Source organism: Pseudocolwellia sp. AS88, assembly GCF_030551755.1.
In the GTDB taxonomy this organism is placed as follows: domain Bacteria; phylum Pseudomonadota; class Gammaproteobacteria; order Enterobacterales; family Alteromonadaceae; genus Pseudocolwellia.
On sequence record NZ_JAUPEC010000004.1, the window covers coordinates 54,415 to 71,401 of the forward strand.

Consider the following 16,987-nt stretch of genomic DNA (forward strand, 5'->3'; position numbering starts at 1 on the left):
TTATTTGAGCCATACTAAAAGAAAAAGAAAGGTTTTTACGGCTTAAGTAAGAGAGAACACTCTTTCTGAGAATCTTACTCTCATGTAAAAACAATACTTTAGATGCAAAAAATTAACATTAAGCATTAGATAACTGTTATATTTATTTACAATTATTTTTTGCCTATAAGAAGAGTAATATAAGTTATGAGTTCATACTCCATCGCAGAGAATTTTAATAAATACTTTAAAATTAAATTTGCCAGCAGTAAAACACTTAGGCAAGAAGCCTTCAAAATTCGTTATGGTGTGTATAGTCGTGAATTAGGCTGGGAGCCTGAGAATGAACTAGAAATGGAAACAGACGAATATGATGATCATTCATATCACTGTTTGTTAGAGCATAGGCGTACAGAAGTTTTTGCTGGCTGTATCAGACTTATAATACCTCCAGTACAAAATCCTACACTACAACTCCCTTTTGAAGCTAACTGTTTAGACAGTGCTCGTAAAGAGGTATTAGATCCTTCAAGCTTAGAGCGAGGCAGCTTTTCTGAGATATCTCGACTTGCTGTGTTAGATTCTTTCAGGCGCCGTAATAAAGAAAAAAGTGTTCCTTTTGTTATTTCAGAAGCAAATCCAGAAACTATGTATAGCGAAGAAGAGCGCCGTAACTTTCCTAATATTGCAATAGGTTTATATTTAGGCGGACTAGCATTAGCCAATCTATGTAACCATAAAGGCATGTTTGTAATGATGGAGCCTAGATTAAATAAAAGGTTGCAACGCTTTGGCTTACCTTTTGAGCAAGTTGGTGATGTAGTTGATTATCATGGTATGCGTGCCATGTTCTATTTAGATAAAAACAAATTTAATTCAGAGCTATCTGATGAACTACTCGCTCTTTATAAGATAATTTATAAAGATCTTACTGAGCAGATTAGTCTTGTCCCGTTTACAGATAATACGGATAAATAAGAGGACAAAAATATGAGCCATTCATTTAATTACGAGCTTGCTTTCTCTCGTAATATTGGTTGGGTGACAGAAGAAGAGCAAGCAATTCTAAAAACCAAGCGAGTTGCTATAGCTGGTATGGGAGGTGTTGGTGGTTCTCATGTCTTAACACTGGTAAGGCTTGGTATTACTAAATTTCATCTTTCAGACTTTGACGAATTCGCTTGTGAAAACACCAATAGGCAAGCTGGCGCTAATGTTGATACCTACGACCAAAAGAAGCTTGATACTATGGTAGCTATGGCGAAAGCTATAAACCCAGAAATAGAGATCAAACTTTGGCCTGAGGGTATTAATCCAGAAAACACAGACGAATTTCTTGAAGGTGTTGACTGCTACGTCGACTCTCTCGACTTTTTTGCTCTTGAAGCAAGAAAGTTGATTTTCAAATTATGTGCTGATAAAGGCATTCCTGCAACAACTGCAGCTCCCATCGGAATGGGAACAGCTTATTTGAACTTTCTTCCTGGCAAAATGACTTTTGAAGAATACTTTCAACTCAATGGCTACACCGAAAATGAGCAATATCTACGATTTTTCCTTGGCTTAACACCTGCAGCATTACAGCAAGCTTATTTAGTTGACCCTAGCCGCTTAGACCTAGCTAACAAAAAAGGGCCTTCAACTATTGTAGGCTGCCAACTCGCTGCTGGAGTAACAGCTGCACAAGTAGCTAAAATATTCCTAAATCGAGGAGATGTATTAAATGTGCCACACGGATTACATTTTGATGCATATACCAACCAATATAAAAAGACATGGCGTCCTGGTGGCAATAGTAACCCCATACAGAAACTCGCTTTTAAGATAGGCAAGAAACGTTTGCTTGATACACCAGTTGTTGCTCCTGAACCGTCAATGGACGAAAATTTAACGAATGCAGAAAAAGTACTTAACATAGCAAGATGGGCACCTAGTGGTGACAATGAGCAATGTTGGCGCTTTAAACTAATAGATGACATGTCTTTTGTTATACATGGTACAGATACTAGAGAGACTGTTGTATATGATGCAGATGGGCATTCTAGTCATTTAGCTCATGGTATCTTACTTGAAACTATTGAAATTGCTGCTAGCCAATTAGGTTTTATAGTAAACATTGAATCTGATTATTCAGATGAAACTTCATTAAAATTCAAAGTATCTTTAACACCAGATAACACCATTCAAGCTGACGAATTAGCACCATATATTAAAGTCCGTTCTGTTCAACGGCGCGCCATGGGAACACAAGCCTTATCAAACTCAGAAAAAGCGCAGCTGGAAGGCACTTTACCTGATAGTTATGCTATTCAGTGGTTTGAAACTAAAAATGATAAAATGGCTATCGCGAAACTTAATTTCCGCAACGCCAAAACTCGATTAACTATGTATGAAGGCTATCTAGTTCATAAAGAAATAATCGATTGGAATCAACGTTACAGTGAAACGAAAATTCCAGAGCAAGCATTAGGTGTTGATTGGCTAACTGCAAGGATGATGCAATCGTTATTCAAAAGCTGGGACCGAGTTAAATTCGCCAATACTTTTTTAGCTGGAACTGTTTTACCAAGAATACAATTAGACTTTATTCCTAGCCTTAAAAGTTCTGCACATTTTGCCATCACTGCTGAGAGCCAACCTAAAACACCTGAAGAGTTTGTTGCTGCAGGAAGAGCTATTCAACGTTTCTGGTTAATGTCTGCTAAGTTAAATTTAGGTTTTCAACCAGAGCAAACACCGGTGATCTTTTCTCGCTATATTGATAACAACCTTCAGTTTACAAAAGATAGTAAAGTGAATGCCAATGCCGCTAAAGGTAAGGCACTATTTGAATCAATCATGGGACAACCTGATAAGGTTGTATTTCTTGGTCGATTAGGGCGTTCAAAAGCGCCTTTGTCACGCTCAATTCGTAGACCATTGAAAGAGTTATTAATCAACGATTAACGTACTTAATTATCTATAAACAAAAAAACCAGCAATGATATTGCTGGTTTTTTTATTTAAAGAAGATACTTTATTCTAACCTTCAATATCCTTTTATTTAACCTCAACTCGGGATAATGAATGCCACTACATTCAATAAAAAGAATTATTTATTAATAGATTAAAGAGCCACCAGAGTATTTTATATCTACTATCATGACTCGATATTGATAGTTTTATGTCTAGCAAAGCGGATTTATGTACTCAATAGCTGGTTATTGGGTGTAAAAATACGTTTTTTTTATTCTAGATAAAACCAAGTACCTGCATCAATGCTGGCAACGAAAATAGGCGCCTAAATAACATTACTGAGTAAAATAGCTTAAATCGAACTGAGATTATTTATCAATTGAAATTAAAATATCAATTCAATTGCTCAGATAACTTATTATATTTTTCTTTTAGCTCATCAGGGATCTGAGTAAATCCATTAAAGATCTCTTTAGCTTTAGTTAATTGATTAAGAGCTATGTAACCTTCAATAAGTATTAACTTCACACTCTCATTTAACAATGATTCATTGTCACTATGGGTGATTAGCTCTATAGCCTGATTTTCTTTCTTATTTGATACCAGAAGCATTGCATACGTATCAAGAGTTGCACTTGATTTACCTACAGTATACGCCTGTTTGGCATAAGGTAACCCATCATCAAACTCACCTAAATTGTAATAAGACAACGCTAAATTATTTAATACCGCAATATTATTAGGATGATCTTTATTTAATTCTAAATATAATTTTTTAGATTTTTCAGTATTTACGTCCAATAATAATTCAGCCAGTAATGCTTTATTAGCTGAACTTAAAGCTTGCACTTGCTCATGCTGCTCAAGGATATTTATCGCTTCAGTCGTATTATTATTTTTAATACGTGATTGAGCCCATTTTAATGCAAATTCATTATTTGGGTTAGCAGAATACAATGCTTCAAATTGCTCCACAGCTTCAGAAGCATTGTCTTGCTTCAAGTTTAGCTGAGCTTTTAAATATAATACTCGATTATTGGTAGGGTACTTCTCAAACAACTCATTTATAAGTGTTGCAGCGGTATCGTTGCGATCTAATATTAATAAAAGGTTTGCTTTTAAAAGTTGTAGACCTTCTTTTGCCTCAACAAAACCTAAAGCTTTATTAATGGTTGTTAACGAAGATTCAATATTACCCATTTTTTCATCAACTAAAGCATATTCTAACCAAAGTGAGTGATCTAATGGCGTTAAATCTACTAAAACACTATAAAGCTCTTTCGCTTCAGAAAACTTAAAGTCTTTAACGTAAAGCTGAGCTAAGTTTCTATTGAATCGTACTGACTTTCTTTCAACTTTCGACTTTTCTATAAGACGAATAGCTTCTTTGGTTTTACCTATTGAGCTTAGGTTAGCTGATAAGTCTATTAATATGTCTTGATTATTCGGGTACTTTAATAACAAGTCATTTAGATATTCTATGGTTTCGTCTTCTTTTCCTAGTTTGGTATTAATATATGACAAACGTGCAACAGAAGCTTTATGCGTAGGCTCAAAACTCAGAATATTAGTAAAGTATGCTTTAGATTCTTCCCATTTCTGTTCATTGAAATCGAACTCACCTAAATAATAGAGTGCTGAAATATTATGTGCGTCTTGCTCTATAACCCGTTTAAATACAGTTTTTGCCGAGTCAATATCATTACTATTTGCAAAAATGAAGCCTTCTAATAATTGACCTTTAATTTGACCTGCTTCTTTATCTTGCCACGCTCTAGCAACTCTCAAAGCGTTATTATAATCTTTATTATTAACATAATAGGTTGCTAAAACCATTGGAGCGTCTTCTGCACCTTCATTACTCTTTACAAGCTCTTCTAATAACGCGATTTGTTCTTTATCTCCATTCGACAATTTCAATGCACTGTACTTTAATGCTAAATCATTATCCCCAAGATCTGCTTGAATAACTTTACCTAATAAACCTTCCGCTACATCAACTTGCCCATTCTGAGCAAAAGCTCTGCTTGCCGCAGTTAAAAGATCTACATCATTCTCTGTGGTTGCCGTCATACCTTCAAAAGATGCCTGTGCATCAGTTGAAAACCCTAATTGTAATTGTAATATGGCTAGTAATTTTTTAATTTCATGGTTAGCAGGTAATAATGGTCCTATCTTACTTAAATAACTATACGCTAACTCAAACTCACCTAATCGATATGCACTCATACCTGCTATAACTTGGCCTAGATATAGAGAGCTGTCATTACTAATCGCTTTTTCAGCAGACAGTTTGGCTTCTGAGAACTTGTCATTATGGTATTCCACTTGAGCGTTATATAAACTCACAAGTGCATGATTTTTATATATCTTATTTAAGAGTTTAAGATGTTGTTCTGCTTCATCATATTTTTTGGCACCCAATAAACTATTGATCAAATATAATTTAATTTGAAACTGACGTGGATGTTTCTCTAAATATAAAGAATACATTTCAATAGCTTTTTCATACTTAAACTGTGCTTGATGTAAATGACCAGACAAAAGCAGAGCATCAGAAAAATCACTCGATTCCGACAAAATAGTGTCTAAAGTGTTAAAGACCTCATTATATTTCTCATTAGAAAAATTCAGCCAAGCATTACCTACTTGGCTATATAATGAATCAGCGCTAAGCATTGATGCTTGGTTAATATAATCTTCAGCCTTATCTTTTTTGTTATCAGATAGAGCAGCCAAACCAGCATAGGTTAAGATCATGACATACTGTTCGTTATCGAATGAGCCAGAATTGTCAGCAATATCATAAGTTTCATCAAACTTATTTAATAACATTTTTACTTTAGCTAGCTTAGGCAATAATAATGGCGCATCAAACCCAAGTTCAATCGCTTTTTCTAGTTCTTTCTCGGCCGAATATAAGTCACCTTCATTAAGATATAAACTACCGAGTTCATAACGGCTATTAGCATCTTTAGGTTGAAGTCTTACTGCATTCTTCAGAGATACGATTGCACTAGAGGCATCCCCTTGTTCTATTTGTGATTGTGCCGCAGTCATATATTCATCATATGATAAGTCTTTAGTACAACCACTTAAAACAGCAACAGACAACACAGCTGATAAGGTTATGAGCTTTATTTTGTTATTTTCCATAATAATATTGCCTTTATTTAGCGTTTATATACGTTAAAATTACAGTTTATTTTGTAATGTTGCTTTGCGCTTTGCTTGAGACGCTGTTGCACCTTTGATTGAAGATAAGATCTCACCCGCTTTTTTAAGTCGACTATTCGTAATCAGTGCTTCAACATAATTCAAAGTCACTTCGTTATCTTTACCTTCAGAAAGATCATAAGCCTTTGCTAAGTGATTTAATGCTTCGCTTTTCTTATCATGCTTTAACAAAATCATGGCATAAGTATCAATAACATTTACAACTTCAGGTGCTACCGCATAGGCACGTTCAGAGAATGATAAAGCCTCATCTAAAGCGCCTTGTTCCATTGATAACCAAGCAACATTATTTAGTACTAAAACATTATTTGGGAACTGCTTCAAAATTTCTTTATAAGCTGCAATAGCTTTATTCGGCTCACTACTTAAATAGAGACTCGCCAAAACTGCTCGCGCATTTTGATCATTCTTATTTGTATCTAAATACGCCTCTAGGTGTTCGATTGCTTGAGGACCTTTATTATCGCCTTGTAGTGCTGACGATAATAAAATCGCATTCTTAGATGTTGGTTGAGCTTTATAGAAGGCAGTAAGCAGTTCAACAGCTTTGCTATAGTTTTTATCGAGTAAAGCTATTTTACCCTCAATTCCCTGAGCAACATATTTCTTCATACTCAATGTTTTAATTTCTTCAAAATAACGCTTTGCTTCTCTTACTGAGCCTTTATCAATCAGTAATTGCATTTTACCCATTTTTAGCATGTTGTTATTAGCATGTTGATTTCGTAACGCTTTTTCAACCAAGTTCAAAGCTGTATCAGTATCTTTATTTCTTGAATAATAATCAGCTAATAAAATAATAGGTTCAACATGATAAGGATTAACTCGCATCCAATCTTCAAGGATAGTTTGCGCCTTATGCACATTATTTAATCCACTATGACTAATAACTTTTAACTGCCATAACTTCTTAGGTGTTTTAACCGAAGTTTCATAAGCATCAATCACATTAACAGCTTCTGTGAATTTTTTACCTTTAATCAATAATTCAGTGTAAAGCATTCCTATAGCTTGATTATTTTCATCGGATTTATATAGCTCTTTAATGCGTTCAAAGGCTTCATCGTTATTGTGGATAGAAAAATATTGTCTTAGGATATTTGCGTTACTAGGAAACTCTTGAACAGCGATACTTGATAGTCTTTTCGCTTCATCTTTATCACTTTCTAACATTGCAAGATTAGTTAGCTCGAGCAATGCGAATGCATTTTTCTGTGATATCTCTAAGCTTTTGGTTAATGCTGTTTTAGCTTCTCCAAGCAAACCTTGTTTTAAATAAACAGCAGCAAGTATGTTATAGCTACCTGGTTGGTCTGGATATTTTTCTTTCCATTGATTAGAAATTTCTATCGCTTGATCATAATCTTTTGATTGAATAGCCGCGTAAGCAAGCGCTAATTCAGCTCCAAGAAGATCAGGTTTAAGAGCAACTGCTTCTTTTAAGTTTTGTAAGCCTGAAGGGTCGTTAAGCATAAGCTTCAAAATACCATCACGCATATTTTGTTCGGCACTTTCTGGTGTTTCAGCCATTGCTTGTTTGGCAACTTCTTTGGCATTATCAAAAGCGCCTAATTCGGCTAATTGATAGCTCAAAGAGGATAAGAACTTTTCATCTTCTTTCGTTGTTGAATTAAAGCCTTCAAGTGTTTCAGAAATATCGTCTACCATTCCTAACTGCAATTGGCTTACGGCAAACATTTTACGAGCAGGATGCTCTGGCACTAAAAATTTAACAATATCTTCTAAATGAAAAAAACTGATTTCATAATTACCCAAAAAGTAAGCACTAACTCCAGCAATAAGCTTTAATTGAGCTTGGTTATATTGTGCTTTTAAAGCTGACTCAGCATGTTCTAATGCTTTCTGGTAGTTTTTAAGCTCAAATTGAGACATAGCTTTTATATAATTTGCTAATGGCTGATTAGGAGCTGCGGCTAAAATACTATCGGCATATCTTTCTGCTTCTAAAAATTTCTTTTCTTGTAATAAAGATTGTGCCAGTAATAAAATAACAATGTTCGATTTAGGTTGTAACTTTGCGTAACGTAAATAGAGTGGTGTAGCTTCAGCATGTTCACGCAAGGCAGTATTAATTTGGGCAAGCAAGAGAATAGCGTCAACCTGATCTGGTAGAATAGTAAGCGTTTTGTTTACAGCTCCTTTTGCATCATCAAACTCTCCTTTTGCCATTTTTAAATAACCATTAGCTAATAAAGCATAGGCATTGTTTGGGAGTATTTGTTCTGCAAGTGTTATATCTTGCTCTGCTTGTTCAACATTATTAGTGCGAATATCTGCTAATACTTTGTAGGCTAAGTAATGTACCTTTGATTCCTTAGATAAAACTGAGAAATCAGCGCTTAGATCAATAACGTCTTCATCAGATGTGGTAAGGATGTATGCTCGTGCTAGAAGAGGAATAACGGCATCTTTATCATAATTAAAGCTATAAGCTTTTTCTAATTCTTTAACCGCTCCAACACCAAACCCTTGAGATAAATAAGTTTCACCAAGTAAATATCGAGCTTCTGCATTCTTAGGCTCAAGCTGTACTGCATTTTTCAATGCGATTAATTTTAAATCGATTTCACTGGCTTTGAAGCTTTTGGCTTTTTCTATGTGAGTAAAAGCGGTTTCACTTTCGCCACAACCGGCTAAAGTTGAGATGACGCCTATACCCACTAATATTTTTGCTAGCTTCATTATTATTTATTCCTTTATCTATTTGTTTTTTAACAAGCTCTAAAATTTAGAGCAAATAAACTAAATTGTTGCTCTTTTATTATTCTAACGCTAATCAAAACTTTTAACAGAACTTTTTCCAATACATTTATTCTCATAATGTTTAAATTTAATACACATAATTTCTCTATGTTTACTTCAAATAAATATGGGTTAAGTGTTATCATAAAATTTGTTATGGGAAAAATAGTTAGATATGGATATTAGAAAAATTTATTCCATGTTTTCATTTCATATTTATCACAGCCTCCCTACCCACTATTGAAGTTCGGTAAAATAAACAGTATGAATATACCAAGTATTTACAAGCCTTTTGTAGGTTTAGTTCTTTTATTTACAGTTGTTTCTGTATTAAACATCCCTATTTTAGAAACACTCTGGCGAAATAGTTTTGATGATGGCACATATTCACACGCTTATTTAATTCCAATTATTACGCTCTATTTGTACTTCAAACTTTCGGCTAATGGTTTACTTGCTTATAGAGAATCTATTTCATATGTTTCTTTTGCCTTATTAATTGGCAGTGGACTTCTCTTATTTGTAACATCAAATGCTCAAATTAGTATAGGTTACTGGCTTTCTTTCTTAGCTGTATTAACATTTGGCGTGATGTCACTGTTTCGTTTTAATTGGTATGTTCTTTTCCCTACCCTATTCTTAATTTTCATTTTTCCTTTATGGGGATTATTAACCGAAGTCTTACAAGCAATATCAGTAACAGCTGTAACTTATATGATGAGTTTTACAGGTATACCAACTTATGTTGAAGCGCAGTACATTACAATACCAGCAGGCGTATTTGAAATAGCAGATGGTTGCAGCGGTTTACGTTACATCATTGTATCGTTAGCAATAAGTACATTATTTATATTTATGTACATCAACAATACAAAGAAAGCAGTGACGTTTTTGTCTATCGCTATTTTAGGTGCATTGCTAACCAATTGGATACGAATTACTGCGTTGATATTAATTGGTGAATATACTGATATGCAAAGTAGCTTGATGGAAGATCACAATACATTTGGTTGGTATTTATATATTCCGTTTATGTTTTTGTTATTTATGTGGGGTAATAAATTAGCGAATCATGATTTACTTTCAACACCTGAAAATGACACTAAAGAACCTGTTGGCATTTGTCCTAAACAATTTAATGTATTATTTCTGCTAGCCGCGATTACTATTTCATCTACAACACTAAAATCATTGTTTCTGCCTACGCTACCAAACAATTCATACGTTATAGCTGCAACAGAGATAAAACCTACCATTGAACGCTATACAAATGTTGAGCAAGTATCGTCTAATACATCTGACATAAAGCCAACAATTTATTTAAAGTACTTCTTTAATGGAGAGCTAGATAATGGAAAACCAACAGGCTTTGGTAACAACTTCATCCCAAAAGGTTGGTATGAAGTCGATCAAGAAATAATTGGACATTGGCGTTATATAAAAATAGCGAACAGAAAAGAAACTGCATTAATTCGATTAACGTTTGAAATTAACGAACTTCAAATCCCTTCTCCTGTTGGTTTCAAGAAGCAACGATTAATGGAAGCATTAACTGGAAATAGTGAAACTTATATTCATTGGCAATTTTTTAAGTGTTTAAGAAATTGTTCGCTAGAGCAAAGCGCTTTACAGAAAGCGCAATTGTAGTAGTGTTCTGTTTAAAATGAATACTGCTGACTCAGAACATTCTTTAAAAGATTGTTTTTTAAAAAAGCATATAGGTTTAAATTAAATAAAACACCACTTTCGTAATGATTTCTGAGTTATAAATAAGGTTTATCGATTTGAGGATAAGTCATATATTATTACTGCTAGAGCTGATTAAAAGAAGGTATTGGTTCCATAAAAAATAAGTGCTGAGCATTAATCATGGTTAATTATATACCGCAATATTCTATATTTACCTTTTTGCTTATAAGTTTCATATCGTTTAAAAGCATTGCTCAAGATTCTTCAATAGCGTTTTCTGCTCCTAGCAACCAAACAATATTGCTATTACCTGTACCAGACAAGCAAATGGAATCTAACTCTTTGCTAAAAATCACTCAACAAGGTAAAAAGGTAAGTGCTTCATATTCATTATTAAATACTTGGAATACAAAAGAAAACCAAAAATTTGTTCGTTTATTAGCTATTCAATTGACTCATGTAAGTAATACCGTAAATAACAAACCTTTGAACTACATATTAAGCTGGAGTGGTTCACACAAGACTATTCAAAAAGAAGCTTTTGTTTTAATAAAACAGCCTTATCTAGTTTTCCCAAATAAATCATGGTTGGCAGAAAGCATCTTATTACATCCTGAAACTAACGAAACCGAAAATAATTGGTATACAGAAGGGCAAACCTTATATGCCAACTTCATTACTAATGAATCTTTATTAAAAGAAAAAGGGTACCCCAAAACAAAGACTTCTCAATGGTTGTTTGATAGACCAAGAGCTATTTATCAATTATATATTTTAACGGGTGAGCTAAAGTGGCTAACAGAAGCCTCTAAGTTAACAGACTTCTACATAAATAATTTAGATAGTTCTGGTAAGTTCAAGTTAAAACAAGATTTTGATTTAAAGTATTTAATGCCTAATGGTTTGCTTTATGACTATTTCCTTACTGGTGATAGCGAAATTGAAGATCTATTAAAAATCCTTTTTGAGCAATCTTTACGATGGACGCCTGAGTATAAAGATGAATATAAGTTTTGGACTGAACGTCACCAAGCCGCAGCATTAAATTTAGCAATAGCTTATTGGGAAATATCCGAAAGCCAGAAAGCGAAAAACAGAATTGATGATATAGTTGAAGCTACAATTCAAATGGTATTTAATCCTATCAACAACTGGCCTTTAAGAGGATGCCCTCAACATACTTATAAATCACACGAAGGTAAATCAGGTAACTCCCCTGTTTGTTCTCCATGGATGATGGCATTACTTGGCGACGCATTATGGCGATATTATCGTTTAACTGATGATAAAAAATCTGCAGCATTACTTAATGCCTTTGGTGATTTTATGCCTAATTATGGTATTCATTTCGCTGACAAAAGATTAAAAAACATGGTACTTCCTCTCTATCTTTCTGCAATGGATGACAAAAACCTTGAAATAAAGAACCAATGGACTGATCGCCAACATGCTTGTGATGTAGCTAGCCTCATAGGTAAATCTATATATATTAAGAAAAAAACAAAAGAAGATACATTATTGTTACAAGAGCTTTTTAATGTATTTGTTCAACAATGCAAAGACATGAACAAACAGAGTAAATACAATAAAAAAGACTTTCTACCTATGCTTCCACCAAGACGTTTTGGCTGGACATATTCTACAACAAGTGATTTACCTTGGTTAACTTCATGGTTAAGCTCTTCTCAAGGTTAAATAGATATGACCTCAATAAAAAAAGTTGAACACAAAATAACATGGCAATTAATTGATAGTATTGATGAATTAATTGCTATTGAACCACAGTGGCAATTATTAGTAGGACAATCATCCTATTTAAGCCCTTTTTCATCTCCGCAATGGATTTTGACTTGGTATAAAATCTACTGGCAAAAAAATTGGCAGCTATCAACCTTTGTAGGCTACATCGACAGTGAACTTGTTGTGATGCTGCCCTGCTATATTCAACATTCGACTAAATGGCCATATCTGAAAGTCTTGTATCCCTTAGGGCAAGGCGAACCGGAAGAAGAAGAAATATCATCAGAATACTGTGATGTCATCGTATCCACAAATATTACAGAAATTACGTTAGTTGGGCTTCAAGAAAAACTAATGGCACTCAATATAGATCAAGTTCGATGGAATGCTACTGTACAAAACAGCTATATAAAAAAATTATTTGAAAAATCATTTGGCTATGAAACGCGATCAACTCACACTCGATATTATGTAGAGCGCTCAAAATGGTCACTAAAATCTCTCAGTAAAAATACAAGATCGCGTTATAAGCGTTCCATTAATCAATTAAATAAAATTGACGCAACGTTTCACTGGGTTGACCCAAAAGACTATGAACAGTACATCACATTACTAATTAAATACCATCAAAAACTTTGGCACAGCAGAAATAAAGACGGTGCTTTTTCTCATGCAAGCTTTAAAGACTTTCATGAAAAATATAGAGCGCAAAGTTCTATAAAAATAAGTGCTATAACTGTTAATGGCACTCCAATAGCAATTAATTATTACTTTTATGACCAAACCAGCCTTTATTTCTATCAAAGTGGCTGGGATAGTGAACAGTATTCAAATTTTTCATTAGGACTCTCCTTGCATTTATGGAGTATCGAAAACTGCCATTATAAATATTATGATTTTATGATGGGCGAGATGAAAGATAGCTACAAAGAAAAGCTTGGTGTTCAACAACAACCTATGATTAACATGAATATAACGATTAATCGAAAAAGAGTTTTCATACTTAAGTTAATGCATAAGATCATGTCTTTTATTCAGTAAAATGTATAATATGCACTATAAAAAATGGAATAAACATTCACTCTTTTAGTAGTTAATCATACTTATTATTACAACCATTGTTTCTCCATACCCAAACTTGACAGATATCTAAAGGACTTAACTTCAAATGGCACGTAAGTTTCCAATGAATCAAGAAAAAGACTCCAATGCCGCATTTTTCTTTTTGTTTCTTTATACCGCTTCAACATTAATTCGTCCTCATGAAATGTTTCAGGCGAGTGTCGATTGGATAGTTATTAAAGTATTTGCCATTATTGCTTTTTGTTTAGTTTTAATCGCTCAAAGACCACTCAAACTATACCCTCAACATTGGATGCTACTGGCTTTACTACCTTTTATTATTATGTCTGGCTTTTTAAATGGCTCAGGTATGTTTGGTATAGAAGAAGCTCAAATGCTTCTCATAAGTGCGATTATTCCCTTGTTTCTTATGAGTACCTGTATCACAACCATAAAACGCCAACACATGCTGATGATAGTTTGTTTAGTTGCTGCATTATTAATGGTACATAATGGTCATGTTCAACAAACGGCTTATGAAGGCTTTGGTTGGGCATTAAATTCTCACTCTGTTGGTTATATTGACTTAGGTGAAAGAAGAATAACGTATCTAGGCTTTTTTAATGATCCGAATGATTTAGGTATGTTTCTAGTGATGAACATCCCTTTTGTTATTTACTTTTATAAAAAAGGTGGTGGATTCATAAAATTAGTGATGTTAGGCATGTTAGGTATATTAGGATACGGTATTTATTTAACAGGTTCTAGAGGAAGTATGCTAGGTGCAGGAGGGCTACTTGGTATATATATATTAGTAGTGAATGCTGGACCAAAACTGTTCATTTCAGCTGTGTTATTAGCCCCTATTGCCGCGACCGTTGTTGCATCATTACAAAGTAGTATTGATGCATCTGCAAATGGTCGATTAGAAGCTTGGTATGCAGGTATCCAAATGCTTATGTCCAACCCTATATTCGGTGTTGGCAAAGGCCAATTTTTTGATAATCATGGCTTAGTTGCTCATAATTCTTATATACATGTTGCTGGTGAATTAGGGGTTCCTGGTTATTCTTTATGGGGAGGTGCTCTAATATTTACCGTATTAACAGGTTATCTATTTATTAAAGCCAGTAAATTAAAAAAAGATACGGAAGCAGATGCAAGTAAAACTAAAATAGATGAAGATAAAAACATAGCATTTGAAAATGAACGATTACTTAATAAAACATTATTCTTCTCTATGATTGGTTTTATGATTACAGGCTTTTTCATTAGTCGTATGTTTACACTGACACTCTTCATTTTTATGGGGATGACGATTGCTTCTCACATTCGAATGGTTAAAGTAAGTCCAGAGTATCAAGAGTATTTTACAAGTTCCTTAGCATTCAGATCTATGGGCTATTGTTGGGCCGTTATTGTAGCTGTATATATATCCTTAAAGTTAGGCTTATGATATTTTATCACATGGTATAAAAGTCGTTATCATAGAACAAACTAATATTAATATAATACGTAAATACTTTCATTAACGATCATAGTAAATTTGTTAGTGCTGGTATTACTCTGACTTCAAAAACCTATACCCATCTCCTCAATAAAAAGTAACTCCATTCTCACGCCTTTGGCATTAAATATAAAAATAAAAAGCAATAAAAAATATGTAACAAAATATTTATTTATTTTATAATAATCAAAACTATAATTTTATTATTAACAAGGAATGTTAATGCCTCACAGAAAAAGCAAACTAAAAGTTTTTTTAACTATCGACACTGAAGTATGGGAGTTTTATCAGGATATACACGAGAATATTTCTAGTGGTCTATGGGGAATTACTAAACAAGGGGAATATGGTCTTAATTTTCAACTTGAGATATTTAGAAAATATAACTTAAAGGCGTCATTCTTTGTGGAGCCCTTATTTTCTCATCAGGGAGGCGGCAAAGCATTAGAAAAAGCTATCAATAAAATAGCCGTTGAAAATCAAGAAATTGGATTACATATTCATACCGAATGGCTGAAAGGTGCAAGAAACCTCCCTTTTACGCTAGAAAGCTTACATAGAAATATAGGTGATTTCGATCTATCAAATCAATTAAAATTAATTGGTCATGCAAAGAATATGATTGAAAAGTATAGCGAAAGTGATATTTGTTGTTTTAGGGCAGGAAATTACGGTGCAGATAACAACACACTGAAAGCTTTGCATGAATTGGGGATCTCTTTCGATACTAGTTATAACAAACCTTACTTGAATAACCCTTGTAATATTATAATAGAAGGAACTTTAGCATCCCCGAAGTTAGTTAATAAAACCTTTGAGGTACCTGTCACTTACTTTGAAGACTATCCTAATCATAACAGACACCTACAACTAACAGCTTGTTCTTTCTTGGAGATAAGAGATATCCTGTTATCTAACTGGAAAGCGAAATCATTTTCTTGTGTTATTGTATTACATTCTTTTGAGTGGATTAAACGAAATAAGAGAACAGGCAAACATAGTTTAGATAAAGTTTGCTTAAAGCGCTTTTTAAAACTATGCAGGTATTTATCAGAAAACACAGATAAATTTGAGACACTTCATTTTAAGGATCTAATTAAAAGTGAAGTTTTAGCCCTAAAAAAAAGTACATTTATTGCAAAACCAAAACCATCAAGTACTCTTATAAGACTAATTGAACAAATATTAAGAAAGTAACTTTTAGAAGAGTGATAGTCTGTATATACTAATGTAACAAATTGTATGGTAGCTAGTTAGAGTCCTGAACGGTTCTTTATTTTATAAAACTCAACAGCTTCAATTATCTCAAAATAAGGCTGCGATAAAAGACACCAGATTATTTGGCACTCTGGTTGTTCTAACTTCATACAGGCATTATATACTTCGTCACAAAGTGCTCTTATTTGTTCACCTTTTCTACCCATAGAATAAGCGATAATGCCTGTGTTCATTACTCTATTATTAGCTATATAATCTACCATCAATTTCTCATTAATAAAGTCGATAGTTATATCCATATTCTTAGTGTATCTTTCCTGCCCTTTTGCTTCAGCTACTTCGTGCCATATAGTTGGTTTAAGCTTAGCCTCGTACCGAATAAGAATACCTTTTTGGTTCATCTTAAGTAGGTGAATGATATCATCAGTAATTCGTCGACTGTCCATATATATAATATGTTCAAAATAACTAAAACTAGTATCATCAACCTGTAAAAACTTAACTTTCTTAGCAAGTAATGAGGAAGCTATACTTTCCCCATTACTAAGCTCCCCCTCAACAAAACAGAAAAGCCACCCCTTAAACTGAATTTCAGTTTTTAACCTTTTATTATTTGAATAAAAATAACAACTATCAACACCTTTTGGTGCCTGAGGAATTATAGATATAAACCCTAATACATCTAATATTCTAAATGATAAATGGTTCTTTATTGTTGCGTAAATCCATATCTTACAGGTGTTAAATGAATTAACTTTTTGCGGTTTATTAAATCTAAGACCAAACCAGCACGACAATACAGCTACGTTCTTCATTTATTCACCCCCAGTAACTTTG

At 33.6% G+C, this 16,987-nt stretch carries 10 protein-coding genes; 7 read left to right on the plus strand and 3 right to left on the minus strand.

Going from position 1 to position 16,987, the window contains the following annotated elements:
• Nucleotides 1-186 precede the first annotated feature (186 nt).
• Together Q5N69_RS04340 and Q5N69_RS18350 are read left to right on the plus strand one after the other, a co-directional pair.
• Nucleotides 187-957, plus strand: a complete 771-nt coding sequence (locus Q5N69_RS04340) for a PEP-CTERM/exosortase system-associated acyltransferase (RefSeq protein WP_304367628.1) — start codon at nt 187-189, stop codon at nt 955-957.
• Nucleotides 958-969: 12 nt separating this feature from the next.
• A complete protein-coding gene (locus Q5N69_RS18350; RefSeq protein WP_342866522.1) occupies nt 970-2,925 on the plus strand; it encodes a ThiF family adenylyltransferase in 1,956 nt (651 codons plus the stop codon).
• Nucleotides 2,926-3,327: 402 nt separating this feature from the next.
• On the opposite strand, the gene prsT (Q5N69_RS04350) is transcribed toward Q5N69_RS18350, so the two are convergent.
• Together prsT (Q5N69_RS04350) and prsT (Q5N69_RS04355) are read right to left on the minus strand one after the other, a co-directional pair.
• The gene (prsT, locus tag Q5N69_RS04350) at nt 3,328-6,090 is read right to left on the minus strand and encodes an XrtA/PEP-CTERM system TPR-repeat protein PrsT (protein WP_304367629.1); all 2,763 of its coding nucleotides are present in this window, start codon (nt 6,088-6,090) and stop codon (nt 3,328-3,330) included.
• Between the two features lie 39 nt (nt 6,091-6,129).
• Complete coding sequence (gene prsT / locus Q5N69_RS04355; protein ID WP_304367630.1) at nt 6,130-8,874, minus strand: XrtA/PEP-CTERM system TPR-repeat protein PrsT; 2,745 nt, start codon at nt 8,872-8,874, stop codon at nt 6,130-6,132.
• A 324-nt stretch (nt 8,875-9,198) separates the two neighbouring features.
• On the opposite strand from prsT (Q5N69_RS04355), the gene xrt reads away from it, so the two are divergent.
• The 5 genes from xrt (at nt 9,199) to Q5N69_RS04380 (ending at nt 16,129) form a co-directional block, all read left to right on the plus strand.
• Nucleotides 9,199-10,581 carry an exosortase gene (gene xrt, locus Q5N69_RS04360; protein ID WP_304367631.1) on the plus strand — a complete coding sequence of 461 codons (1,383 nt, stop codon included), beginning with the start codon at nt 9,199-9,201 and terminating at the stop codon, nt 10,579-10,581.
• 222 nt (nt 10,582-10,803) lie between these two features.
• Entirely contained in the window at nt 10,804-12,318 is a 1,515-nt protein-coding gene (locus Q5N69_RS04365) for a hypothetical protein (protein WP_304367632.1), read from the plus strand.
• Between the two features lie 6 nt (nt 12,319-12,324).
• On the plus strand, nt 12,325-13,404 hold the full coding sequence (locus tag Q5N69_RS04370; protein ID WP_304367633.1) for a GNAT family N-acetyltransferase: 1,080 nt from the start codon (nt 12,325-12,327) through the stop codon (nt 13,402-13,404).
• Nucleotides 13,405-13,531: 127 nt separating this feature from the next.
• Nucleotides 13,532-14,881: an O-antigen ligase gene (locus tag Q5N69_RS04375; RefSeq protein ID WP_304367634.1), complete on the plus strand. Its 1,350-nt coding sequence runs from the start codon at nt 13,532-13,534 to the stop codon at nt 14,879-14,881.
• A 273-nt stretch (nt 14,882-15,154) separates the two neighbouring features.
• Nucleotides 15,155-16,129 carry a hypothetical protein gene (locus Q5N69_RS04380; RefSeq protein WP_304367635.1) on the plus strand — a complete coding sequence of 325 codons (975 nt, stop codon included), beginning with the start codon at nt 15,155-15,157 and terminating at the stop codon, nt 16,127-16,129.
• A gap of 56 nt (nt 16,130-16,185) precedes the next feature.
• Here the strand turns inward: Q5N69_RS04380 and Q5N69_RS04385 are convergent, their stop codons facing one another.
• Entirely contained in the window at nt 16,186-16,965 is a 780-nt protein-coding gene (locus tag Q5N69_RS04385) for a hypothetical protein (protein WP_304367636.1), read from the minus strand.
• Nucleotides 16,966-16,987: the final 22 nt, after the last annotated feature.

Excerpts from the sequence above, each read along its gene's own strand:
- Q5N69_RS04375 (WP_304367634.1), top strand. The coding sequence starts at position 13,532 with ATGGCACGTAAGTTTCCAATGAATCAAGAAAAAGACTCCAATGCCGCA.
- Q5N69_RS04385 (WP_304367636.1), bottom strand. The coding sequence starts at position 16,965 with ATGAAGAACGTAGCTGTATTGTCGTGCTGGTTTGGTCTTAGATTTAAT.
- Q5N69_RS18350 (WP_342866522.1), top strand. The coding sequence starts at position 970 with ATGAGCCATTCATTTAATTACGAGCTTGCTTTCTCTCGTAATATTGGT.
- Q5N69_RS04380 (WP_304367635.1), top strand. The coding sequence starts at position 15,155 with ATGCCTCACAGAAAAAGCAAACTAAAAGTTTTTTTAACTATCGACACT.
- prsT (WP_304367630.1), bottom strand. The coding sequence starts at position 8,874 with ATGAAGCTAGCAAAAATATTAGTGGGTATAGGCGTCATCTCAACTTTA.
- Q5N69_RS04370 (WP_304367633.1), top strand. The coding sequence starts at position 12,325 with ATGACCTCAATAAAAAAAGTTGAACACAAAATAACATGGCAATTAATT.
- Q5N69_RS04365 (WP_304367632.1), top strand. The coding sequence starts at position 10,804 with ATGGTTAATTATATACCGCAATATTCTATATTTACCTTTTTGCTTATA.
- xrt (WP_304367631.1), top strand. The coding sequence starts at position 9,199 with ATGAATATACCAAGTATTTACAAGCCTTTTGTAGGTTTAGTTCTTTTA.
- prsT (WP_304367629.1), bottom strand. The coding sequence starts at position 6,090 with ATGGAAAATAACAAAATAAAGCTCATAACCTTATCAGCTGTGTTGTCT.
- Q5N69_RS04340 (WP_304367628.1), top strand. The coding sequence starts at position 187 with ATGAGTTCATACTCCATCGCAGAGAATTTTAATAAATACTTTAAAATT.